Source organism: Streptomyces cellostaticus (assembly GCF_001513965.1).
GTDB lineage: Bacteria > Actinomycetota > Actinomycetes > Streptomycetales > Streptomycetaceae > Streptomyces > Streptomyces cellostaticus.
The window spans coordinates 73,176-95,790 of sequence record NZ_KQ948019.1 but is presented as its reverse complement, the minus strand read 5'-3'; the positions used below and the strand labels follow the sequence as shown (position 1 = coordinate 95,790).

General features: G+C 69.5%; 16 protein-coding genes. 8 read left to right on the top strand and 8 right to left on the bottom strand.

The features are described from left to right. Positions 1 to 165: 165 nt before the first annotated feature. Positions 166 to 1,932 carry a proteasome ATPase gene (gene arc / locus AQI88_RS11930; protein WP_066996387.1) on the bottom strand — a complete coding sequence of 589 codons (1,767 nt, stop codon included), beginning with the start codon at positions 1,930 to 1,932 and terminating at the stop codon, positions 166 to 168. A 518-nt stretch (positions 1,933 to 2,450) separates the two neighbouring features. Here arc and AQI88_RS11925 point away from each other — a divergent pair. Next, complete coding sequence (locus AQI88_RS11925) at positions 2,451 to 2,753, top strand: ferredoxin (protein ID WP_066996384.1); 303 nt, start codon at positions 2,451 to 2,453, stop codon at positions 2,751 to 2,753. A gap of 22 nt (positions 2,754 to 2,775) precedes the next feature. Here AQI88_RS11925 and AQI88_RS11920 read toward each other — a convergent pair whose 3' ends face one another. The 3 genes from AQI88_RS11920 to AQI88_RS42925 form a co-directional block, all read right to left on the bottom strand. Continuing rightward, a complete protein-coding gene (locus tag AQI88_RS11920; RefSeq protein ID WP_066996381.1) occupies positions 2,776 to 3,357 on the bottom strand; it encodes a hypothetical protein in 582 nt (193 codons plus the stop codon). A 232-nt stretch (positions 3,358 to 3,589) separates the two neighbouring features. Further along, positions 3,590 to 4,492: a tRNA (adenine-N1)-methyltransferase gene (locus AQI88_RS11915; protein ID WP_066996378.1), complete on the bottom strand. Its 903-nt coding sequence runs from the start codon at positions 4,490 to 4,492 to the stop codon at positions 3,590 to 3,592. Between the two features lie 38 nt (positions 4,493 to 4,530). Further along, positions 4,531 to 6,120, bottom strand: coding sequence for a site-2 protease family protein (locus tag AQI88_RS42925; protein ID WP_425264566.1), 1,590 nt, complete (start codon positions 6,118 to 6,120; stop codon positions 4,531 to 4,533). Positions 6,121 to 6,611: 491 nt separating this feature from the next. Here AQI88_RS42925 and AQI88_RS11905 point away from each other — a divergent pair, with 491 nt between their 5' ends. Further along, positions 6,612 to 7,571, top strand: a complete 960-nt coding sequence (locus AQI88_RS11905; RefSeq protein ID WP_066996372.1) for a RecB family exonuclease — start codon at positions 6,612 to 6,614, stop codon at positions 7,569 to 7,571. A 14-nt stretch (positions 7,572 to 7,585) separates the two neighbouring features. Beyond that, positions 7,586 to 8,257: a response regulator gene (locus AQI88_RS11900; RefSeq protein WP_066996369.1), complete on the top strand. Its 672-nt coding sequence runs from the start codon at positions 7,586 to 7,588 to the stop codon at positions 8,255 to 8,257. A gap of 73 nt (positions 8,258 to 8,330) precedes the next feature. Here AQI88_RS11900 and AQI88_RS11895 read toward each other — a convergent pair whose 3' ends face one another. From AQI88_RS11895 to metH, 4 genes are all read right to left on the bottom strand, one after another. Then, entirely contained in the window at positions 8,331 to 9,911 is a 1,581-nt protein-coding gene (locus AQI88_RS11895; RefSeq protein ID WP_066996366.1) for an ABC transporter substrate-binding protein, read from the bottom strand. A gap of 112 nt (positions 9,912 to 10,023) precedes the next feature. Next, complete coding sequence (locus AQI88_RS11890; protein WP_066996363.1) at positions 10,024 to 11,628, bottom strand: ABC transporter substrate-binding protein; 1,605 nt, start codon at positions 11,626 to 11,628, stop codon at positions 10,024 to 10,026. Between the two features lie 434 nt (positions 11,629 to 12,062). Then, positions 12,063 to 12,764, bottom strand: a complete 702-nt coding sequence (locus tag AQI88_RS11885; RefSeq protein ID WP_066996359.1) for an HAD family hydrolase — start codon at positions 12,762 to 12,764, stop codon at positions 12,063 to 12,065. 110 nt (positions 12,765 to 12,874) lie between these two features. Further along, complete coding sequence (metH, locus tag AQI88_RS11880) at positions 12,875 to 16,390, bottom strand: methionine synthase (protein WP_066996357.1); 3,516 nt, start codon at positions 16,388 to 16,390, stop codon at positions 12,875 to 12,877. Positions 16,391 to 16,689: 299 nt separating this feature from the next. Here metH and AQI88_RS11875 point away from each other — a divergent pair, with 299 nt between their 5' ends. From AQI88_RS11875 to AQI88_RS11855, 5 genes are all read left to right on the top strand, one after another. Then, on the top strand, positions 16,690 to 17,454 hold the full coding sequence (locus AQI88_RS11875) for an IclR family transcriptional regulator (RefSeq protein ID WP_066996354.1): 765 nt from the start codon (positions 16,690 to 16,692) through the stop codon (positions 17,452 to 17,454). Between the two features lie 354 nt (positions 17,455 to 17,808). Continuing rightward, positions 17,809 to 18,603, top strand: coding sequence for an MIP/aquaporin family protein (locus tag AQI88_RS11870; RefSeq protein ID WP_066996351.1), 795 nt, complete (start codon positions 17,809 to 17,811; stop codon positions 18,601 to 18,603). 78 nt (positions 18,604 to 18,681) lie between these two features. Next, positions 18,682 to 20,220, top strand: coding sequence for a glycerol kinase GlpK (gene glpK, locus AQI88_RS11865; protein ID WP_066996347.1), 1,539 nt, complete (start codon positions 18,682 to 18,684; stop codon positions 20,218 to 20,220). Positions 20,221 to 20,267: 47 nt separating this feature from the next. After that, positions 20,268 to 21,884, top strand: coding sequence for a glycerol-3-phosphate dehydrogenase/oxidase (locus tag AQI88_RS11860; RefSeq protein ID WP_066996345.1), 1,617 nt, complete (start codon positions 20,268 to 20,270; stop codon positions 21,882 to 21,884). Between the two features lie 157 nt (positions 21,885 to 22,041). Beyond that, positions 22,042 to 22,599, top strand: a complete 558-nt coding sequence (locus AQI88_RS11855) for an SMI1/KNR4 family protein (protein WP_066996342.1) — start codon at positions 22,042 to 22,044, stop codon at positions 22,597 to 22,599. The last annotated feature ends 16 nt before the right edge of the window (positions 22,600 to 22,615 follow it).

Below are 22,615 nucleotides of genomic sequence, written 5' to 3'. Positions count from 1 at the left end.
GTGTGCGGTGCCCGTCCCCGCACTGCGCGACTCGGCGGTAGGAAAGAGCCTAGAACGCCTTTGCGCTGGTGGGGAGATCATTTGCGTCATTGCCTGCTCCGGTCGTGGCCGGAAAAACAGTCGGCTGCGGGTACCCGGTGAGGGCACCCGCAGCCGCCCTGCTTTTTACAGGTACTGTCCGGTGTTCGCCACCGTGTCGATGGAGCGTCCGGTGTCCGCGCCCTGCTTTCCGGTGATGAGGGTGCGGATGTAGACGATCCGTTCGCCCTTCTTTCCGGAGATCCGGGCCCAGTCGTCGGGGTTGGTGGTGTTGGGCAGGTCCTCGTTCTCCTTGAACTCGTCCACGCAGGCCTGGAGGAGGTGGGAGACGCGGAGGCCCTTCTGGTTCTTCTCGAGGAAGTCCTTGATCGCCATTTTCTTGGCGCGGCCCACGATGTTTTCGATCATGGCGCCGGAGTTGAAGTCCTTGAAGTAGAGGACTTCCTTGTCGCCGTTGGCGTAGGTGACTTCCAGGAAGCGGTTTTCCTCGGATTCGGCGTACATGTGCTCGACGGCCGTCTGGATCATGCTCTGGACGGTCGTTTCCTTGCTGCCGCCGTGTTCGCCGAGGTCGTCGGCGTGCAGCGGGAGGCGCTCGGTGAGGTACTTGCCGAAGATGTCCTTGGCTGCTTCGGCGTCCGGACGCTCGATCTTGATCTTCACGTCCAGGCGGCCGGGGCGCAGGATGGCCGGGTCGATCATGTCCTCGCGGTTGGAGGCGCCGATGACGACCACGTTCTGCAGGCCTTCCACACCGTCGATCTCGGCGAGCAGCTGCGGGACGATGGTGTTCTCCACGTCCGAGCTGACACCGGAGCCACGCGTGCGGAACAGGGACTCCATCTCGTCGAAGAAGACGATGACGGGCGTACCCTCGCTGGCCTTCTCACGTGCACGCTGGAAGACGAGGCGGATCTGCCGCTCGGTCTCGCCGACGTACTTGTTGAGCAGCTCGGGGCCCTTGATGTTGAGGAAGAAGCTCTTGCCGGCGGCCTGGCCGGTCACCTCGGCGACCTTCTTGGCCAGCGAGTTGGCGACGGCCTTGGCGATGAGTGTCTTGCCGCATCCGGGGGGCCCGTAGAGCAGGACGCCCTTGGGCGGGCGCAGCTCGTGCTCCTTGAAGAGGTCGGGGTAGAGGTACGGCAGCTCGACCGCGTCGCGGATGGCCTCGATCTGGTTGCCGAGGCCGCCGATCTGCTCGTAGCCGATGTCGGGGACCTCTTCGAGGACGAGTTCTTCGACCTCGCTCTTGGGGACGACCTCGTAGACGTAGCCGGAGCGGGGTTCGAGCAGGAGGGCGTCGCCGGGGCGGATGGTGACGTCCAGCAGCGGCTCGGCGAGCCGTACCACCCGTTCCTCGTCGGTGTGCCCCAGTACGAGGGCGCGCTCGCCGTCCTCGAGGATCTCCTTGAGGGTGACGATGTCGCCGACGCGCTCGTATTCCATGGCTTCGACCACGTTGAGCGCTTCGTTGAGCATGACTTCCTGGCCGCGCCTGAGGTCGTCGACCTCGACGCTCGGGCTGACGTTCACCCGCAGTTTGCGGCCGCCGGTGAAGATGTCGGCGGTGCCGTCGTCGTTGGCCTGCAGGAAGACGCCGAAGCCGGCCGGCGGCTGGGCGAGGCGGTCGACCTCTTCCTTGAGGGCCACGATCTGGTCGCGGGCCTCGCGGAGGGTGTTGGCCAGTCGTTCGTTCTGCGCGGAGACGCCGGCCAGGTTCGTCTGCAGCTCGACGATCCGCTCTTCGAGAATCCTCGTGTGTCGCGGAGAGTCGGCGAGCTTGCGTCGCAGGACGGCGATCTCCTGCTCAAGGTAGGCGATCTGCCCGGCCGGGTCGTCGGACCCTCGTCCCGGGCGGATGCCGCGGTTCATGTCGTCGTCGTGGGCTGCCACGGTCCTCACCTCCTCCAAGGGGAGCTGGACGCTTCCAGACCCTACCTGGGTGGGTGTCGATTGAAACCCCTAGATCACAAAGACTGTCAAGGTGTGTCGTCGGTCACCCGGTGCGCTCCCTCTCGCACGGAGGGGATACCCACTGAACGTGATACGGAAGCGGGTTGTTCCTTGTCGGGGGCGGTCAAAACCCTTCAGGAGTGGCCGGAGTTGTCCGTTCCGGGCCGGTCGGCCGGTTCGCGGGCAGGCTTGAGGGCGCTCGCGCGATCATCACGCAGAGCGACGGTCGGGGCGGTCGGTGTCACCATCGGGTGGCTTGATGTGTTCGCCCCCGGTCTGTGGGGCTCCCCTCCCCGGTCGGGCGCCTGTACCCGAGGGGGCGGGGGTGGAAACCCCGTAGCCGTCGAAGACGGCCGGAATGCAGTCGGAGGTAGGGTCGAGGTGTTCAACAGCCGCTGGAGCGGACCCGGCTGGCCTTGGTGCCGACGGCTCCGCCCGGCGAACCGACGGCAGGAGAGATGACCGTGCAGCAGGAGGCCCCGGGCGACGAGGCGCTGGAGGTCTGGATCGACCAGGACCTGTGTACCGGCGACGGGATCTGCGCCCAGTACGCCCCGGAGGTGTTCGAGCTGGACATCGACGGGCTGGCCTATGTGAAGGGCGCGGACGACGAGCTGCTGCAGGACAGGGGGGCGACGACGCCGGTGCCGCTGCCGCTGCTCATGGACGTGGTGGACTCGGCGAAGGAGTGTCCCGGCGACTGCATCCATGTGCGCCGGGTTTCGGACAGGGTCGAGGTGTACGGGCCCGACGCGGGGTGAGTCCGGGTCGGGCCCCGGTGGGTCAGATGCTGTGGGCCCCGGCCGGGGTGGAGCGGAGGAACGCGCTGCCGTTCCACTGCCACTTGGCCGGGGTTTTCACGTCGGGGCAGCAACTGGGCACGTCGGCCGAGGAGTAGCCGAGCAGGGTGGCGCTGACGGCCCGCGCGTGCAGGGCGAAGTCGGTGACGGTGATCCGGTCCTTGGGGTCGACGAGGGTGGCGACCACGCGGGCCTTGCCGCCGTCGGTGCCCTGGGTCAGGACGTAGACGCCGTCCGGTGGGGTGCCCATGGGGGCGTTGCAGTGCACGACGGCAACGGTTTCCGGTCTGCCGTCCCCGTCCAGGTCGCCGGTCGTCTTCTTCACCACCACCGCCTTCACCGGACCGCATTGGAGGGGGAAGGCCACGCCTGTCGTGCTGGGCGGCGCGACGGCGGCGGGGGCCGATCTGACCTGGGTGCCGGGGGCCGGCTGGGCGGCTGTGGCCGATCCGGGCTGGACGAGGGAGGACAGGGCCACGACGGCGGAGACCGCCGTGGCGGTGGCGACCCAGTGGATGGGGCGGGTGTGCGTGTGGGCGAGCTCCGGAACGGCGGATTGCTGCACTAGGAGTGTCTCCTGTGAGGGCTGTGCCGGTGGGGGGGGTGGCCAGCATGGTGCCACACGTCACAGGGTGGGGGAACGGCGGGGTCGGTACGGATTTCCGCAGGCACGGAGCACGCGCGCGGGGGCGTACGCATCCTGGTGTCCCGTCAACGCACGGACGCCGTGGCCGGGTTCCCGGGGTCGGTGGGGAACTCGGGCACGGCGCCCTTGCGTTGTGTTCAGTGGGAGCCGGTCAGCGGCCGGTGCCGCCGTCGGCGTTGGGTCCTGCGTAGTCGTCGCCGTAGGCGCCCTTGGCGGGGCGGCGGCGGCGCATGGGCGGCTCGACGCCGTCGGCGAGGCGGCGGGCGGTGAGCAGGAAGCCGGTGTGGCCGATCATCCGGTGGTCCGGGCGGACGGCCAGGCCCTCGATGTGCCAGTTGCGGATCATCGTCTCCCAGGCGGTCGGCTCGTTGAAGCAGCCGATCTCCCGGATGGACTCGACGGTCCGGGCGAGCTGGGTGGTGGTGGCCACGTAGCAGCACAGGATGCCGCCGGGGACCAGTGCCTTGGAGACGGCCTCCAGGCACTCCCAGGGGGCGAGCATGTCGAGGATGACGCGGTCGACGTCGGCGTCGGACAGGTTGTCCTGGAGGTCGCCGACGGTGAGCTGCCAGGCGGGGTGCGGGCCGCCGAAGTAGCGTTCCACGTTCTGCTGGGCGATCTCGGCGAAGTCCTCGCGGCGCTCGTAGGAGTGCAGCATGCCCTGGTCGCCGATGGCGCGCAGCAGGAAGCTGCTGAGCGAGCCTGAGCCGACGCCGGCCTCCACGACGCGGGCGCCGGGGAAGATGTCGGCGAAGGCGAGGATCTGCCCCGCGTCCTTGGGGTAGACGACGGCTGCCCCGCGGGGCATGGACAGGACGTAGTCGGGGAGCAGGGGGCGCAGCGCGAGGTAGGCGACGTTGCCGGTGGTGCGGACAACGCTGCCCTCGGGAGCGCCGATCAGTTCGTCGTGCGGGAAGGAGCCCTTGTGGGTGTGGAAGTTCTTCCCGGCTTCGAGCGTGAACGTGTAGTGGCGGCCCTTGGGGTCGGTCAGCTGAACCTGGTCCCCGACCTTGAAGGGCCCGCGCCTGCGGGCGGCACCGGTCGGTTCGGACATGTGACCAGCCTACCGGGGTTTGTGGGGGCCGCCGACCACTACGACGGCCTGGCCATGGCCTTCACGAAGGCGCGCTCGACGTCGGCGGCGGACAGGACGCCGTAGATCTCGCCGGTCTCCTCGACGACGAGGTACTCGGTGGCCGGGGTGGCCCGCAGGGTGTCCAGCAGTTCCTCTCCGGCCAGCTCGGCGGAGACGCGCATGCCGTCGGTCAGGTCCTGGGCGAGGCCGCTGACGGCGACCCAGGGGCGGCGGTGCTCGGGTACACCGACGATGGCGGCCTCGCGGACGAGGGAGAGGGGGTTGCCGTCGGCGTCGACGATGACCAGGGCGCGGGCGCCGGCGGCGTTGGCGCGGCGCAGGGCCTCGGAGAGCGGGGTGTCGGTCTCTACGGGGACGGCGCGGCGGGTGAGGGTGCGGGCGCGCAGCTCGGGGAGGTGTTCGCGCAGGCGGGCCATGCGCAGGCTGTTGCCGGCGCCGGTCCAGATGATCGCGGCGAGGATGGCGGCGAGCAGGGCGTCGGTGACGGTGTCCATGCCGCTGATGTCCTCGTTGCCGCTGCCGAGGGCGCCGGACTGGTTGAGCAGCGGGAGGCCGATCAGGACGGAGAGGGCGAGGGCGCGGCCGACCCAGGCGGCGGCGATGGTGCCGCTCATGGGCTTGCCGGTGATCTTCCAGACGACGGCGCGGAGCATGCGGCCGCCGTCGAGGGGCAGGCCGGGCAGCAGGTTGAAGATGGCGACGATGAGGTTGGAGATCATCAGGCCGGCCAGCAGGACGCCGGGGACGGTGTCGGGCTCGACCGGTTTCATGGCCAGGTAGAACAGCCCGGCGAGGACGAGCGAGAGCAGGGGGCCGACGAAGGCCAGGACGAATTCCCGGCCCGGGGTCTCGGCCTCCTTCTCGATCTCGGAGACGCCGCCGAAGAACTGGAGCTGGATGCGGCGGACGGGGAGCTTGAAGCGGATCGCGGCGACCGTGTGGGCCAGCTCGTGGATGAGGACGGAGGCGTAGAAGGCGACGGCGAAGAAGAGGGACACCAGGTAGCGGGCGGCGCCCAGTTCGGGCAGTACGCGGTCGAGCTGGCCACCGAAGACCCAGGTGATGAGGGCGGCGACGAGGAACCAGCTGGGAGCGACGTACACGGGTACGCCGAAGGGGCGGCCCATCAGCAGCCCGCCGCCGGGTTCCTTGGGCCGGGGCTGCGGTGGTTCGCCCTTGGCGATACCGGAGTGGGCGAGGGAACGATGCTCACCGGACTGCGAACCGCTGCCCGCCCCGGGGACACCCTCGCCGGCCTTCGCCTCCGGCCGGTCACCCGACGCGTCCTGCGCGGCCGCCGGCTCCGGGCCGGTCGCGCCCGCGTGCTCGCCGACTGCCGGCTCCGGTTTCGCGGCTCCCGCGGGCTCACCGGCCGTCGGCTCCGGGCTCGCGGCGCGTGCGTCTTCGCCATCCCGCGGCCCCGGGGCGGTGGCTCCCGCAGGCTCGCCGGTCGACGGCTGCGGGCTCGCGGCTCCCTTGGGCTTCCCGGCCGTCGACCCAGGACTCCCCGCTCCTGCATCCCCGTCGGCCTCCGGCCCCGGAGCGGTGGCTCCCGCAGGCTCACCCGTCGACGGCTCCGGGATCACGGCTCCCCCGGACTCCCCACCCGTCGACCCAGGACTCCCCGCTCCTGCATCCTCATCGGCCCCCGGCCCCGGAGTGTCGGCTCCCTCGGGCTCGGTCGTCGTCGGCTTCCGGGTTGCCGTGCGCGGCTCCTTGTCGGTGGTCGGTGGCGGGCTTGCGGGCTGCTTGGTGTGTTCGGGGGGTGCTGGGGCGTCGTGGGGCTCTGGCCCGGGGTGGTCGGTGGGTCCGGTCGCCGGGGCCGTAGGTGTTGCGGGGTGCTCGGCCTGCTCGTCGTTGCCGGACCGCGGCTGCCCGCTCCCGCCGCTCACGTCCACGGTGTCCCCTCGTTCGAAGCGTCTTCCGGGCCGTGCCGGCCGGAAGGGTCTGTGGTCGATGGTATGCGGCCGTGGTGGCGCGTTCCGCCCCGGCACCCCTTGTGTTTGCCCGGCCGACGCACGGTCGGTGCAGCAGACGGCTGGGTCACTGTCAGTGCCGGGCCGTATGGTCTGTGGTCATGGACAGCAGCAGCGAGGACGCGGCCACACAAGCGGGCGAGGCGCCGACGGATGCGGGAGCAGCCACCGTCACCAGCAGTGCGGCCGGGCCGGTGGACGAGCGCGTGGCCATCGCGCCCACCTCGCTGTCGCCCTCCCGCGCCAGTGACTTCATGCAGTGTCCGCTGCTGTACCGGTTCCGGGTGATCGACCGGCTGCCGGAGAAGCCGAGTGAGGCGGCGACCAGGGGGACCTTGGTGCACGCGGTCCTTGAGCGGCTGTTCGACGCGCCGGCCGCGGAGCGGACCGCGCCGCAGGCCAGGGCGCTGGTCCCGGGGCAGTGGGACCGGCTGCGGGAGAGCAGGCCGGAGGTCACGGAGTTGTTCACGGACGATCCGGACGGGGAGCGGCTCGCCCGCTGGCTCGGTGAGGCGGAGCAGCTCGTGGAGCGCTGGTTCACGCTGGAGGATCCGTCGCGGCTGGAGCCGGCCGAGCGGGAGCTGTTCGTGGAGGCCGAGCTGGAGTCGGGGCTGCGGCTGCGCGGGATCATCGACCGGGTGGATGTGGCGCCCACCGGTGAGGTGCGGATCGTCGATTACAAGACGGGCAAGGCGCCGCGGCCGGAGTATGCCGAGGGTGCGCTGTTCCAGATGAAGTTCTACGCCCTGGTGGTGTGGCGGTTGAAGAGGGTCGTGCCGCGGCGGCTTCAGCTGGTGTATCTCGGCAGCGGGGACGTGCTCACCTACGACCCGGTGCCGGCCGATCTGGAGCGGGTGGAGCGCAAGCTGCTCGCGTTGTGGGAGGCGATCAAGCGGGCGACGGAGTCCGGTGAGTGGCGGCCCCGGCCGACGAAGCTGTGCGGCTGGTGCGACCACCAGGCGCATTGTCCGGAGTTCGGCGGCACTCCCCCGCCGTATCCGCTGCCGGTGAGGGCGGCTGAGTCGGATGCCGGGCCGCAGGGCAGAATGGGGCCGGACTAGCGAAGGAGTGTCACGTGGCCATCCGCGTCCTACTCGTCGACGACCAGCCGCTGCTGCGTACCGGTTTCCGGATGATCCTGGAGGCCGAGCAGGATCTCGCGGTCGTGGGCGAGGCCGGTGACGGCTTGCAGGCCCTAGATCAGGTGCGAGCCCTGCAGCCGGATGTTGTGCTGATGGACATCCGGATGCCGCGGATGGACGGGGTGGAGGCGACCCGGCAGATCACCGGGCCGGGGCGGGACGGTCCGGCGAAGGTGCTGGTGCTGACCACGTTCGACCTGGACGAGTACGTGGTGGAGGCGCTGCGGGCCGGGGCGAGCGGGTTCCTGCTGAAGGATGCGCCCGCCCATGAGCTGGTGCAGGCGATCCGGGTCGTCGCGGCCGGTGAGGCGCTGCTGGCGCCGAGCATCACCCGTCGTCTGCTGGACAAGTACGCCACGCATCTGCCCTCCGGTGAGGAGCCGGTGCCGGACACCCTGCACACCCTCACCGACCGTGAGGTGGAGGTGCTGAAGCTGGTGGCGCGCGGGCTGTCCAACGCGGAGATCGCCGCCGATCTGTTCGTCAGCGAGACCACCGTGAAGACGCATGTCGGGCACGTCCTGACCAAGCTGGGGCTCAGGGACCGGGTGCAGGCCGCGGTGTACGCGTACGAGAGCGGGCTGGTGCGTCCGGGCGCGCAGTAGGCCCCCTACGACGCCAAGGGCGCCCCTCCCCCGTGGAGAAGGGCGCCCTTCGCATGGCCGGGCCGGGCGGTGGTCAGCCCTTGCTCAGTTCCCAGAACCGGAACACCGTCGAGGCGTCCAGGCAGTACTCCAGGCCGTAGACGCCGTCGCGGGCGACCGCGTACTGCTTGGCCTGCCAGACCGGCAGGACGGGCATTTCGTCGGCGACGATGTCCTGGAGCTTTCCGAAGTCCTGGTCGGTGGCGGCGCGGTCGCTCTGCGCGGCCGTGCCGGGGATGAGGGTGCCGGTGATCGTGCTGTTGCTGTAGTGGTTGCTGAGCACGTTGCCCTTGCCGAAGAACGGCGCCGTGAAGTTGTCGGCGTCCGGATAGTCGGGCACCCAGCCCTTCACGTACACGCCGTAGCGGCCCTGGGCGATGTCCTTCTCGTACCGGTCGAAGGCGACGGACTTGACGTCGGCCTGGAACAGTCCGCTGGCGTTGAGCTGGCCGGCGATGGCCTTCAGTTCCTCGTCGGTGGCGGGGCCGTAGCGCGACGGCGTGGACCAGAGGGTGAGCTTGACCTTGCCGGTGATGCCGCCGGCGCGCAGCGCGGCGGCGGCCTTGTCCCGGGAGGGGCGGGCGCCGTAGGTGTCGAAGAAGGCCGTGTTGTGGCCGGCGATGCCCGCCGGGATGATCGAGTACAGCGGGGTGGCGGTGCCCTGGTAGACGTTCTTGACGAGGGCGTCGCGGTCGATGAGGTAGGCCATGGCCTTGCGGACGCCGAGCTTGCCGGCGACCGGGTCCTTCATGTTGAAGACCAGGTGCTGGACCTCGGCGCTGCTGCCCTCGATGACGTCGACGCCCTTGCTGCCGTCCTGCTTGTCGAGGTCGGCGATGTCGGTCGCGGTCAGGCCACGGTAGGCGAGGTCGATGTCGCCGTCTTCGAGGGCCTTCTTCAGGGCGGTGCGGTCACCGTGGAAGAACTTCAGGGTGACGCCGGAGTTCTTGGCCTTGGCGGTGCCCTGGTAGTCGGAGTTGACGGAGAAGACCGCCTCGTCCTTGCCGAAGGAGTCCAGCTTGTAGGGCCCCGAGCCGACGGCCTTGTCGTCGGTGCGCAGGCCGTTCGCGTCGTACTGCCGGTGGTCGACGATGGAGCCGGCACCGGAGGCGATCTTGCTGGGGAAGGTGGCGTCGGGGACCTTCAGCTTGAAGACGACGGTCTTCGCGTCCGGTGCCTCGACCTTGTCCAGCATGGGGAACATGATCGCCGGGCCTGCGGTGTCGTTGATCTTCAGCATGCGGTCGAAGGAGAACTTCACGTCCTCGGCGGTGAGGCCGTCGCCGTTGCTGAACTTCAGGCCGGGCTTGAGCTCGCACCGGTAGACCATGGCCTGGCCGTCGGTGAAGGAGCAGTCCTTCGCCGCCTCCGGCTGGGGCTCGGTGGCGCCCTTGGGGAAACTGAGCAGCGACTGGAAGACGTTGTTGAACAACAGCCAGGAGCCGGGGTCGTAGCCGGAGGCCGGGTCCGTGGCGAGGACGTCGTCGGACATCCCCATCACCACGGAGGAGCCGGAGCCCCCGGACGCGCCGTTCTCCGAGCCGCAGCCGGTCAACAGGCCTGAGGCCAGCCCCGCCACGATGGGCAGGACCGGCCACTGGTTGCGCATGTTCACTGCATGTGCCTTGTCGTCGGTTCGTCATCCGGGGCCCCCGTTCCGCGCCCCGGACAGAGGGGGTGTCTTCCGGATCCTGTCGGCGACGTGAAGACACCCCTGAGGAGAGACGTCAGCCGCTCACACCGCGGCCGAGCTCCCACAGCTGAAGCGTCGAGGAGGAGTTGAGGGCGTAGGAGACGCCCGTGATGTTGTCCCGCGCGGCGACGTACTGCTTGCCCTGCCACAGCGGCAGCACGGGGACGTCCTCGGCGACGGTGTCCTGAATCTCGGTCAGGCTCTTGGCGGCGTTGAGCCGGTCGGCCTCGCGCCGGGACTCCGGGATCAGGGTCCGCTGGATCGCGCTGTTCGAGTACGGCGAGCCCAGGAAGTTGTCCTTGTCGAGGAAGGGCGCGAGGAAGTTGTCGGCGTCGGGGAAGTCGGGGAACCAGCCCATGCCGTAGACGTCGTACTGGCCCTTGCGCTCGGCGGGCCGGAAGTCCGCCCAGGGGTGGCCCTGGATCGTGGCGTCGAACAGGCCGCTGTCGTTGAGCTGCTTCTGCAGGATCTCGAACTCCTGCTTGGTGGCCGAGCCGTAGTGGTCGGTGGTGTAGTGCAGCGTCAGCTTGACCGGGGTGGTGATGCCGGCCTTGGTGAGCAGGTCCTTCGCCTTGGCGGCGCTGGGGTTGCCGTACTTGTTGAAGAACGAGTTGGAGTGGCCGGTAAGGGTGGCCGGGACCATCGAGTACAGCGGCTCGGCCTGGGTGCCGTACACCTTGGAGGCGATCTCGCCGCGGTTGATGAGCTGGGCCATGGCCTGGCGGACGGCCTTGTTCTTCACGCTGGGCGCGTTGGTGTTGAAGGCCAGGTAGCGGATTTCCAGGCCCGGCATGTCGACCAGGTCGACCTTGGAGTCGGAGCCGCTGTCGAGCTTCTGGATCTGCGCCGGCGACATGGTGCGGGACATGACGTCGATCTCGCCCTTGTCGATGGCGGTGCCCATGGCGTCCGCGTCGTCGTAGGCGCGCATCACGACCTTGTCGTTGTTCACCTTCACATAGCCCTTGTAGGAGGGGTTCTTGGTGAAGGTGGCGCTGACGATCGCGTTGTTCTCGACGTCGGCCTTGAAGGTGTAGGGGCCGGAGCCGTCGACCTCGAAGCCGTCGCGCAGCTTGCCCTTCGGGTAGTCCTGGGGGTTGATGATGCCCGCGACCGGGGTGGACAGCTTGTACGGGAAGGTGGCGTCGGCCGTCTTGAGGTGGAAGATGACCTCGCGTTCGCCCTGGGTCTCGACCGTGTCGATGGTGTTCAGCAGGGCGGAGACACCACTGTCGGCCTTGAGGTGCAGCGCGCGCTCGATGGAGTACTTGACGTCCGCGGCCGTGACGTCGTCGCCGTTCGCGAACTTCAGGTCGGCGCGCAGCTTGCAGGCGTAGCGCTCGTTGCCGCTGTCGGTGAAGGCACAGCTCTCGGCGGCGTCCGGCACGGGGTCGCCCTCGCCCTTGGGCTGGGTCATCAGGGTCTGCACGGTCTGGCGCAGGATGTTCCAGGTGCCGACGTCGTAGGCGTAGGCGGGGTCGACGGGCGCGGGGGCGTCGCTCGTGGCGGTGAACCGGTCCGTGGTGCCCACGACGATGGCGTCGCCGCTCTTGCTCCCGCTGTCGGATCCGCCGCATGCGGCGAGAACCGGCGTGAGCAGGCCGGCCACTGCCGGCAGCACCAAAGTCTTGCGGTTCATGCGGGGGTTTCTCCAGAAGCTGTTCGTGTCCGTGTACCCGGCATGCATGGGTGGTGCGGCGGATCACGGGGGGTTGCGGCGATGTTCTCGCGACGAGATTAGTCCGCGTGCGCAGGGCGGCTCACAGCCCCGTGAGTTGAGGCCCCATCACGCAGTGAAACCGGGTGCGGACACACCGAAAACCCGACAGCGGCAGGATTAGTGCAGCATCCCATCAATCGGGACACAAGGGCACGCCGATCCACCCCGAACAGGGGTGGCCCGCATACTTGGGCAACGTTGTCGAGCCCAGCAGGCGTGGGGAACGTCACATCTGCAACTGGGTTGGCGGTTACCGCAATTCAGCCGGGCGACCCGATGCGAATTCCGCGTGGGTGTAGTGTCCCGGATTTTTGTCCAACCCGTCCAATGGACTTTGTACGCTGGGTGAACGGCTAGCGCATTTCCGTCATCAGGCCGCGCAGAAATGCCAGGTCGACCTCTTCCAGGGAGGTCACGACAGTGCGCCGGCCGGCCGGCGCGATGGGTGCCACCGAGGGCACGGCGACCACCCGGCAGCCCGCGGCCTCCGCGGCCTCGACGCCGGTCGCGGTGTCTTCGATCACCGCACACCTGGCCGGATCGGCTCCGAGGCCGGCGGCGGCGAGCAGATACGGGTCCGGGTACGGCTTGGTGCGCGAGACCTCGTCGCCGGCCACGGTCAGGGCGAAGTGCTGGGGGCCGAGGGAGGCCAGTACGCGGTCGATGATGCGCCGGTGCGAGGCGGAGACCAGGGCGGTCGGGATCTCGTACTCGTAGAGCTCGGCGAGCAGCCGGGCGGCGCCCGGCATGAGCGGCAGGGCGCGGCCGATGCGGTCCTCGAACCCGTCGTTGAGCAGCGTCGTGAGCTCGGCGAGGGTGATGTCGGCGCCGGTGGCCTCGATCAGGAACCCCGCGCTGCGGGTCATGGGACCGCCGACCACGACATGGCGCCAGGTCTCGTCCAGGGTGTGGCCGAGGGCGGCGAAGACCTCGACCTCGACGTCCCACCAGAAGCCCTCGGTGTCCACCAGGGTGCCGTCCATGTCGAGGAGCACCGCCTGCAGGGCTGAGCCTTCGGCAGTACGGGTTCCGAGCGCGGGGACCGTGCTGGTCATCCTGGCGCACCTCCTTGAGGGACGGCCAGGCCGGTTCCCGGACAGGGAACCGGCCTGCAATGGACCGACCAGTGTACGTCTTATCGGATCAGCGTGCTGTGCGGCGCGCCTCACCGTGCATTGAAGTACTTCGCCTCCGGGTGGTGGATCACGATCGCGTCGGTGGACTGTTCCGGGTGCAGCTGGAACTCCTCGGACAGGTGGACGCCGATCCGCTCGGGCCCGAGGAGTTCGGAGATCTTGGAGCGGTCCTCCAGGTTGGGGCAGGCGCCGTAGCCGAGGGAGAAGCGGGCGCCGCGGTACTTCAGGGCGAACATGTCCTCGATGCCGGCCGGGTCCTCGCCGGCGAAGCCGAGTTCGGCGCGGACACGGGCGTGCCAGTACTCGGCGAGCGCCTCCGCCAACTGCACGGACAGTCCGTGCAGTTCGAGGTAGTCGCGGTAGGAGTTCGACTCGAAGAGCCTGGCGGTCTGCTCGCCGATGCGGGAGCCGACGGTGACCACCTGGAGGCCGACGACGTCCGTCTCGCCCGACTCCTCCGGGCGGAAGAAGTCGGCCAGGCACAGCCGGCGGCCGCGGCGCTGGCGCGGGAAGGTGAAGCGGGTGCGCTCGTTGCCGCGCTCGTCCAGGATGATCAGGTCGTCGTCCTTGGAGACGCAGGGGAAGTAGCCGTAGACGACGGCGGCTTCCAGGAGGTTCTCCGTCTGGAGCTTGTCGAGCAGTCCGCGCAGGCGGGGGCGGCCCTCGGTCTCGACGAGTTCCTCGTACGTCGGCCCCTCGCCGGTGCGGGCCTGCTTCAGGCCCCACTGGCCCTTGAACAGCGCGCCCTCGTCCAGCCAGCTCGCATACTCCTTGAGCTGGATGCCCTTGATGACCCGGGTGTCCCAGAACGGCGGGGCCGGCACGGGGTTGTCGGTGGCGACGTCGGAGCGGACGTGGCCCTCCTCGGGCCGCTCCTCGACCTCGACGGCGGCCGCCTGGCGGACCCGGCGCTGCTTCAGCTCGGGCAGCTGCGCGCCGGGCACGCCCCGCTTGACGCCGATCAGGGCGTCCATCAGGCGCAGGCCCTCGAAGGCGTCGCGGGCGTAGCGGACCTCTCCCTCGTAGATCTCGTGCAGGTCCTGTTCGACGTAGGCGCGGGTGAGGGCGGCGCCGCCGAGGATCACCGGGTAGGTCGCCGCCAGCTTGCGCTGGTTGAGCTCCTCCAGGTTCTCCTTCATGATCACCGTGGACTTCACCAGCAGCCCCGACATGCCGATCACGTCGGCCTTGTGCTCCTCGGCCGCCTCCAGGATCGCGGAGACGGGCTGCTTGATGCCGAGGTTGACCACGTTGTAGCCGTTGTTGGACAGGATGATGTCCACGAGGTTCTTGCCGATGTCGTGCACGTCACCGCGCACGGTGGCCAGGACGATCGTGCCCTTGCCCTCGGCGTCCGACTTCTCCATGTGCGGTTCGAGGTAGGCGACGGCCGCCTTCATGACCTCGGCGGACTGGAGGACGAACGGCAGCTGCATCTGGCCGGAGCCGAACAGTTCGCCGACGACCTTCATGCCGTCCAGGAGGGTTTCGTTGACGATGTCGAGGGCGGGCCGGTCCTGGAGGGCCGCGTCCAGGTCCTGCTCCAGGCCGTTCTTCTCGCCGTCGATGATGCGGCGCTTGAGGCGCTCCTCGAGCGGCAGCGCGGCCAGTTCCTCGGCCTTGCCGGCCTTCAGGGACTTCGCGGTGGCGCCCTCGAAGAGCTGCATGAGCTTCTGGAGGGGGTCGTAGCCCTCGCGGCGGCGGTCGTGGATCAGGTCGAGGGCGGTGGTGACCTCTTCCTCGGAGAACCGGGCGATGGGCAGGATCTTGGAGGCGTGCACGATCGCCGAGTCCAGGCCCGCCTTGACGCACTCGTCCAGGAAGACGGAGTTGAGGAGGATGCGGGCGGCCGGGTTGAGGCCGAAGGAGATGTTGGACAGGCCCAGCGTGGTCTGCACGGCCGGGTGCCGCTTCTTCAGCTCGCGGATCGCCTCGATGGTGGCGATGCCGTCTCCCCGGGACTCCTCCTGACCGGTGCAGATGGTGAAGGTCAGGGTGTCGATGAGGATGTCGTCCTCGATGATGCCCCAGTTCCCGGTCAGGTCGGCGATCAGCCGTTCGGCGATCTCGACCTTCTTCTCGGGGGTGCGGGCCTGGCCCTCCTCGTCGATGGTCAGCGCGATCAGGGCGGCGCCGTGCTCCTGCGCGAGCCTGGTGACCTTCGCGAAGCGGGACTCGGGGCCGTCGCCGTCCTCGTAGTTGACGGAGTTGATCACCGCGCGGCCGCCGAGCTTCTCCAGGCCCGCCTCGATGACGTCGACCTCGGTGGAGTCGAGGACGATCGGCAGGGTGGAGGCGGTGGCGAAGCGGCCGGCCAGCTCCTCCATGTCGGCGACGCCGTCCCGGCCGACGTAGTCCACGCACAGGTCGAGCATGTGCGCGCCCTCGCGGATCTGCTCGCGCGCCATCTCCACGCAGTCGTCCCAGCGGCCCGCGAGCATGGCCTCGCGGAACTTCTTGGAGCCGTTGGCGTTGGTGCGCTCGCCGATGGCCAGGTAGGAGGTGTCCTGGCGGAACGGCACCGTCTGGTAGAGGGAGGCGGCGCCCGGCTCGGGCCGCGGGTCGCGCGCGGTCGGGGTGAGGCCCTGGGCGCGCTCGACGACCTGGCGCAGATGCTCGGGGGTGGTGCCGCAGCAGCCGCCGATGAGGGAGAGGCCGTAGTCCCGTACGAAGTTCTCCTGGGCGTCCGCCAGGCCTTCGGGGCCGAGCGGGAAGTGGGCGCCGTCCTTGGTGAGGATCGGCAGGCCTGCGTTGGGCATGCACAGCAGCGGGATGCGCGAGTGCCGGGTGAGGTAGCGCAGGTGCTCGCTCATCTCGGCCGGACCGGTCGAGCAGTTCAGGCCGATCATGTCGATGCCGAGCGGTTCCAGGGCGGTCAGCGCCGCGCCGATCTCGGAGCCCAGCAGCATGGTGCCGGTGGTTTCGAACGCCATCGAGACGAGCAGCGGCACCTCGACGCCGAGGGCCTCCATCGCGCGCCGGGAACCGAGGACGGAGGCCTTGGTCTGGAGCAGGTCCTGCGTGGTCTCGATGATCAGGGCGTCGGCACCGCCGGCGAGCAGGCCCTCGGCGTTGACCTGGTAGCCGTCCCGGATGGTGGGGTAGCCGATGTGGCCGAGGGTGGGCAGCTTGGTGCCGGGGCCGACGGAGCCCAGCACCCAGCGGGTCCGGCCGTCCCGGGCGGCGTACTCGTCGGCGACGTCGCGGGCGATGCGGGCGCCGGCCTCGGACAGCTCGTGGACCCGGTCGGCGATCTCGTACTCCGCCATGGCGGTGTGGTTGGCGCCGAAGGTGTTGGTCTCCACACAGTCGACACCCACCGCGAAGTAGGCGTCGTGGACCGAACGGACGATGTCCGGCCGGGTGAGGTTGAGGATCTCGTTGCAGCCTTCGAGGTTTTCGAAGTCCTCGAGGGTGGGGTCCTGGGCCTGGAGCATGGTGCCCATGGCTCCGTCGGCGACCACCACGCGGGTGGCGAGTGCCTCTCGGAGCGCGGACACACGGATCCGGCTGTCGGCGGAAGGGGACGTGGGCAACGAGGCCATGAAAGGGCTCCCTGGGGTGCGACGGCTGTCGGCTATGCGGCTTCCCCGGCGAGGGCCGGGCAAGGGGCACGGCGTCAGAGTAACCGGGAGTGGGCTTGGATGGGCACCGGCGTCCACGAGGCGGACGCAGGTGGCCGAACCCGATGGCCGAGACACCACGGGCGGGCCACAGCAGATGTAACAGGTGTCGTCCGACCATTAGCGGGAGGTCGACATGGACCGGTAGTGTTCGACATTGCCGAACAGCGGGTGTTCCATGCTGTTCGGCGACGGTCGAAGGGGACGGAGGCAGGACGGCGATGGCACGGAACATCCAGTCGCTCGAACGGGCGGCGGCGATGCTGCGGCTGCTCGCGGGCGGCGAGCGGCGGCTCGGCCTCTCGGACATCGCCTCGTCGCTGGGCCTCGCCAAGGGCACCGCCCACGGCATCCTGCGCACCCTCCAGCAGGAGGGTTTCGTCGAACAGGACGACACCTCCGGCCGCTACCAGCTGGGCGCCGAGCTGCTGCGCCTCGGCACGACCTATCTGGATGTGCACGAGCTGCGGGCGCGGGCCCTGGTATGGACCGACGACCTGGCCCGCTCCAGCGGGGAGAGCGTGTACCTGGGTGTCCTGCACCAGCAGGGCGTGCTGATCGTGCACCACGTCTTCCGGCCGGACGACAGCCGGCAGGTGCTGGAGATAGGGGCCATGCAGCCCCTGCACTCCACGGCACTGGGCAAGGTGCTCTCGGCGTACGACCCGGTGGCGCACAGCGAGGCCATGGAGGCCGACCGCAAGCCCTTCACGGACCGCACGGTGTCCGAGGCCGATGCGTTCGAGCACATCCTCGACATCACGCGCGCGCGTGGGTACGCGGCGGACGTGGAGGAGACCTGGGAGGGCGTGGCCTCGGTGGCCGCACCCATCCACGACCGGCGCCGCATGCCCGTGGGCTCCGTCGGCATCACGGGCGCGGTCGAACGGCTCTGCCGTGACGGAGAGCTGCGCCCCGAGCTGATCGCCGCAGTGCGGGACTGTGCCCGCGCGGTCTCCCGGGACCTGGGCGCGGGGCGTTTCTGAGCGGCTCCTGACGGAGGCCGATCCCTACGGTGACGACCGGGACGCGAGGCGGCGTTCCGGTTCTCGCCCTACCCTGAAATGGACATATAGGGCGGAAACGCACGTCAGGGTACGAAGAGCGATAACCGGCAGCGATCAATAACGATCCTGTTTTCGATAACAGAACTCTTGACGCACGCGTAACGCCGAAGCAAGACTCCCGTCCATCGGTCGGCATTGTCGAACACCTACCGGCAATACGCGCTAGAGTGTGACAACGCCAAGGGCCGGCATCGCTCTCACCCCCGAGGGCAGCTCGAACTCCCGGAGGGACCCGGGGTTCGGTCCCCTGGACGAAGGACAAAGGAGTCGCGGGTGTCCAGCTCCGACATCTTCATCGGCGAGACCATCGGTACCGCCATACTCATCCTGCTCGGCGGCGGCGTCTGCGCCGCTGTCACGCTGAAGGCCTCCAAGGCCCGTAACGCCGGTTGGCTCGCCATCACCTTCGGGTGGGGCTTCGCCGTTCTGACGGCCGTCTACACCTCGGCGCCGCTCTCCGGCGCCCACCTGAACCCGGCCGTGACGCTCGCGCTCGCGATCAAGGACAAGGACTTCAGCAACCTTCCCACCTACTGGGGCGGTCAGCTCCTCGGCGCCATGATCGGCGCGGCCCTGGTCTGGGTGGCCTACTACGGCCAGTTCCACGCGCACCTCACCGACAAGGAGATCGTCGGCGGTCCGGGCGCGCAGGCCACGGCGGCCAAGGCCGTCGAGGCCCAGGAGAAGGGCGCCGGCCCGGTCCTGGGCATCTTCTCCACCGGTCCCGAGATCCGGAACGCGGTGCAGAACCTCCTCACGGAGATCATCGGCACCGTGGTGCTGGTGCTCGCCGTCCTCACGCAGGGCCTGAACGACAAGGGCAACGGCCTCGGCACCCTGGGCGCCCTGATCACCTCGCTGGTCGTCGTCTCCATCGGCCTCTCGCTCGGCGGCCCCACGGGCTACGCGATCAACCCGGCCCGTGACCTGGGCCCGCGCCTCGTGCACGCCCTGCTGCCGCTGCCCAACAAGGGCGGTTCCGACTGGAGCTACGCCTGGATCCCGGTGGTCGGTCCGCTGCTCGGCGGCGCGATCGCCGCAGGCATCTACAACGTCGCATTCGCTTAAGAAGCTCACCGAAGCACGAGTCGCCAAGCGCGCGCCGTACGTACCGCCCTCTCACCACGGATCTTTCAGGAGCACACAGTGACCGACGCCCACACCGCAGGCCCGTTCATCGCGGCCATCGACCAGGGCACGACTTCCTCGCGCTGCATCGTCTTCGACCGGGACGGCCGTATCGTCTCCGTCGACCAGAAGGAGCACGAGCAGATCTTCCCCAAGCCGGGCTGGGTCGAGCACAACGCAAACGAGATCTGGACCAACGTCCAGGAGGTCGTCGCCGGAGCCATCCAGAAGGCCGGCATCACCCGCGACGACATCAAGGCCATCGGCATCACCAACCAGCGCGAGACCACCGTGCTGTGGGACAAGAACACCGGTGAGCCCGTCCACAACGCCCTCGTCTGGCAGGACACCCGCACCGACGCGCTCTGCCGGGAGCTCGGCCGCAACGTCGGCCAGGACCGCTTCCGCCGCGAGACCGGTCTGCCGCTCGCGTCGTACTTCTCCGGTCCGAAGGCCCGCTGGCTGCTCGACAACGTCGAGGGCCTGAAGGAGCGCGCCGAGGCGGGCGACATCCTCTTCGGCACCATGGACACCTGGGTCATCTGGAACCTGACCGGCGGTGTCAACGGAGGCCACCACGTCACCGACGTGACCAACGCCTCCCGCACCATGCTGATGAACCTGCACACGATGCAGTGGGACGAGAAGATCGCCGAGTCCATCGGTGTGCCGCTGCAGATCCTGCCCGAGATCCGCTCCTCCGCCGAGGTCTACGGCGAGGTCACCGGCGGCACGCTCGGCGACCTGCTCGGCGGCATCCCGGTCGCGTCCGCGCTCGGCGACCAGCAGGCGGCCCTGTTCGGCCAGACCTGTTTCGCCGAGGGCGAGACCAAGTCCACCTACGGCACCGGCACCTTCATGGTGATGAACACCGGTGACAAGATCATCAACTCCTACGCGGGCCTGCTGACCACGGTCGGCTACAAGATCGGCGACCAGCCGACCGTGTACGCCCTGGAGGGCTCGATCGCCGTCACCGGCTCCCTGGTGCAGTGGATGCGCGACCAGATGGGCCTGATCTCCACCGCTGCCGAGATCGAGACGCTCGCGCTCTCGGTCGAGGACAACGGCGGCGCCTACTTCGTACCGGCCTTCTCCGGCCTGTTCGCCCCGCACTGGCGCTCCGACGCCCGCGGTGTGATCGCCGGTCTGACCCGGTACGTCACCAAGGCGCACCTCGCGCGCGCCGTCCTGGAGGCGACCGCGTGGCAGACGCGGGAGATCGCCGACGCCATGGTCAAGGACTCCGGCGACGAGCTGGTGACCCTGAAGGTCGACGGCGGCATGACCTCCAACAACCTGCTGATGCAGACCCTCTCGGACGTCCTGGACGCACCCGTGGTGCGCCCGATGGTCGCCGAGACCACCTGCCTCGGCGCCGCCTACGCCGCCGGCCTGGCCGTCGGCTTCTGGTCCAGCACCGACGAACTGCGCGCCAACTGGCGCCGGGCCGCGGAGTGGACCCCCCAGATGGACGCGGACACCCGTGCCCGTGAGTACAAGAACTGGCTCAAGGCCGTCGACCGGACCATGGGCTGGATCGAGGACGAGGACTGAGCGGCTCGAACCGCTCAGACAGCTCTGACGAGGAGTAAGTACCCGACATGACCAGTCAGTCCACCCTGAAGTCCGTGCCTGCCCTGGGGACGCACCCGGCCTCCGGCTCCAACCCGAGCCGGGCCGAGACCAGGGAGCAGCTCGCCAAGGCGTCGTACGACCTTCTTGTGATCGGCGGCGGCATCCTGGGCATCTCCACCGCCTGGCACGCCGCGCAGTCCGGGCTCAGGGTGGCGCTGGTCGACGCCGGCGACTTCGCCGGCGCCACCTCCTCCGCCTCCTCCAAGCTGCTCCACGGCGGTCTGCGCTACCTGCAGACCGGCGCGGTGAAGCTGGTGGCGGAGAACCACTTCGAGCGCCGTGCGGTCTCCCGCCAGGTGGCCCCCCACCTGGCGAACCCGCTCACCTTCTACCTCCCCGTGTACAAGGGGGGGCCGCACGGCGCGGCGAAGCTCGGCGCGGGCGTCTTCGCCTACTCCGCGCTCTCCGCGTTCGGCGACGGCGTGGGCCACCTGCTCTCCCCCGCCAAGGCGGCGCAGGACGTGCCCGAGCTGCGCACCGAGAACCTCAAGGCCGTGGCTGTCTACGGCGACGACCAGATGAACGACGCGCGGATGGCGCTGATGACGGTCCGCGCGGCCGTCGAGGCGGGCGCGGTCGTCCTCAACCACGCCGAGGTCACCGGCCTGCGCTTCACCAAGGGCCGGGTGACCGGTGCCGACCTGAAGGACCGGACCTCCGGCGACGAGTTCGGCGTCAACGCCCGTCTCGTCCTGAACGCGACCGGCCCCTGGGTCGACCACCTGCGCAAGATGGAGGACCCGAACGCGGCGCCGTCCATCCGCCTGTCCAAGGGCGCGCACCTGGTGCTCAAGCGCACCTCCCCCTGGAAGGCCGCGCTCGCGACCCCCATCGACAAGTACCGCATCACCTTCGCCCTCCCCTGGGAGGACATGCTGCTGCTCGGCACCACCGACGAGGAGTTCGAGGGCGACCCGGCGGATGTCGCGGTCACCGAGAAGGACATATCCCAGATCCTGGACGAGGCCGCGTTCTCCGTCCGGGACCAGCAGCTCCAGCGTGACCTGATCACCTACGCCTTCGCCGGCCTGCGCGTGCTGCCGGGCGGCCCCGGCAACACGGCCAAGGCCAAGCGCGAGACGGTGGTGACCGAGGGCAAGGGCGGCATGCTGTCCGTCGCGGGCGGCAAGTGGACGACCTTCCGGCACATCGGCCGCACGGTGATGCAGAAGCTGGAGGCGCTGCCGGGCCACCCGCTCGGCGACGACTTCGAGCCGATCTCCTCGCTGCCGAAGAAGCTCCCGCTGCCCGGTGTCGCCAACCCGCGCGCGGTCGCCCACCGCCTCCTGGTGGACCACCCGGCGCCCGGCCCGCGCATGGCCGCCGACACCGCCAAGCACCTGGCCACCCACTACGGCTCCCTGGCCTTCGACATCGCCCGCATGGCGAACGAGAGCCCGGAGCTGGCCGAGCGCGTCCACCCCGACGCGCCGGAGATCTGGGCGCAGGTCGTCTGGGCCCGCGACCACGAGTGGGCCGAGACGCCGGACGACGTGCTGCGCCGCCGTACGACGCTGACCATCCGGGGCCTTGCCACGGACGAGGTCCGCGCCAAGGTCCAGGACCTGCTCGACAAGAAGTAGGTCCCGGCCGGCCCCTTCCCCCTGACCGGGGCCGGAACGGATGAGGGCCGGCCCTTCCCGCACGAAGGGCCGGAAGAACGAGAGGGGCGACTCCACGCCGATGGAGCCGCCCCTCTCGCGTACGCGGATGTCGGTGGCGGCTGATATCCATGACCGTATGAACAACGATCATGCGGATGCCGGCGAGCTCGCGGCCCTGCGGGCGGCGTTCGGTGCCGACGACGGTGCGTCGGCCCTCGGCTGGGGAGCGGTGCGCGCCTTCGAGGAGGAGCACGGGATCGTGCTGCCCGAGCCGTATCGGACGTTCGTGGCGGAGGTGACGGACGGGTCCGAGCAGGGGCCGCCGGCGTACGGGCTCGTGGGGCTCGCCGAACTGCCCTCCGACTGGCCCGACGGCGGCACGGAGCGCGACCTGGGCAGACCGTTCCCGCTCACCGAGGGGTGGCTGTGGGAAGAGGACGACGGGCCCCACGAGGATCCCGATGCCGTCATCGACCAGGTCTCCCAGCACGGTTCGATCGTGCTCGGGACCGAAGGGTGCGCCATGAACTGGCACCTCGTCGTCACCGGACCGCACCGGGGCCACATCTGGCAGGTCACCGACGTGGGCGCCATGCCGTTCGGCGCGGAGTTCGGCCACACGACCTCCGCGCCCGGCTTCGCCGGCTGGGTCGGGCACTGGGCGGCCGGCAAGGAGTGGTTCGACGCGGTCTGATGCCCGTCAGCCGAGC

Bases quoted from the DNA above. Each gene is read 5' to 3' on its own strand.
- AQI88_RS11925 (WP_066996384.1), top strand. From the start codon at position 2,451: ATGACCGTGCAGCAGGAGGCCCCGGGCGACGAGGCGCTGGAGGTCTGG.
- AQI88_RS11915 (WP_066996378.1), bottom strand. From the start codon at position 4,492: ATGTCCGAACCGACCGGTGCCGCCCGCAGGCGCGGGCCCTTCAAGGTC.
- AQI88_RS11905 (WP_066996372.1), top strand. From the start codon at position 6,612: ATGGACAGCAGCAGCGAGGACGCGGCCACACAAGCGGGCGAGGCGCCG.
- AQI88_RS11890 (WP_066996363.1), bottom strand. From the start codon at position 11,628: ATGAACCGCAAGACTTTGGTGCTGCCGGCAGTGGCCGGCCTGCTCACG.
- AQI88_RS11885 (WP_066996359.1), bottom strand. From the start codon at position 12,764: ATGACCAGCACGGTCCCCGCGCTCGGAACCCGTACTGCCGAAGGCTCA.
- metH (WP_066996357.1), bottom strand. From the start codon at position 16,390: ATGGCCTCGTTGCCCACGTCCCCTTCCGCCGACAGCCGGATCCGTGTG.
- AQI88_RS11875 (WP_066996354.1), top strand. From the start codon at position 16,690: ATGGCACGGAACATCCAGTCGCTCGAACGGGCGGCGGCGATGCTGCGG.
- AQI88_RS11860 (WP_066996345.1), top strand. From the start codon at position 20,268: ATGACCAGTCAGTCCACCCTGAAGTCCGTGCCTGCCCTGGGGACGCAC.
- AQI88_RS11855 (WP_066996342.1), top strand. From the start codon at position 22,042: ATGAACAACGATCATGCGGATGCCGGCGAGCTCGCGGCCCTGCGGGCG.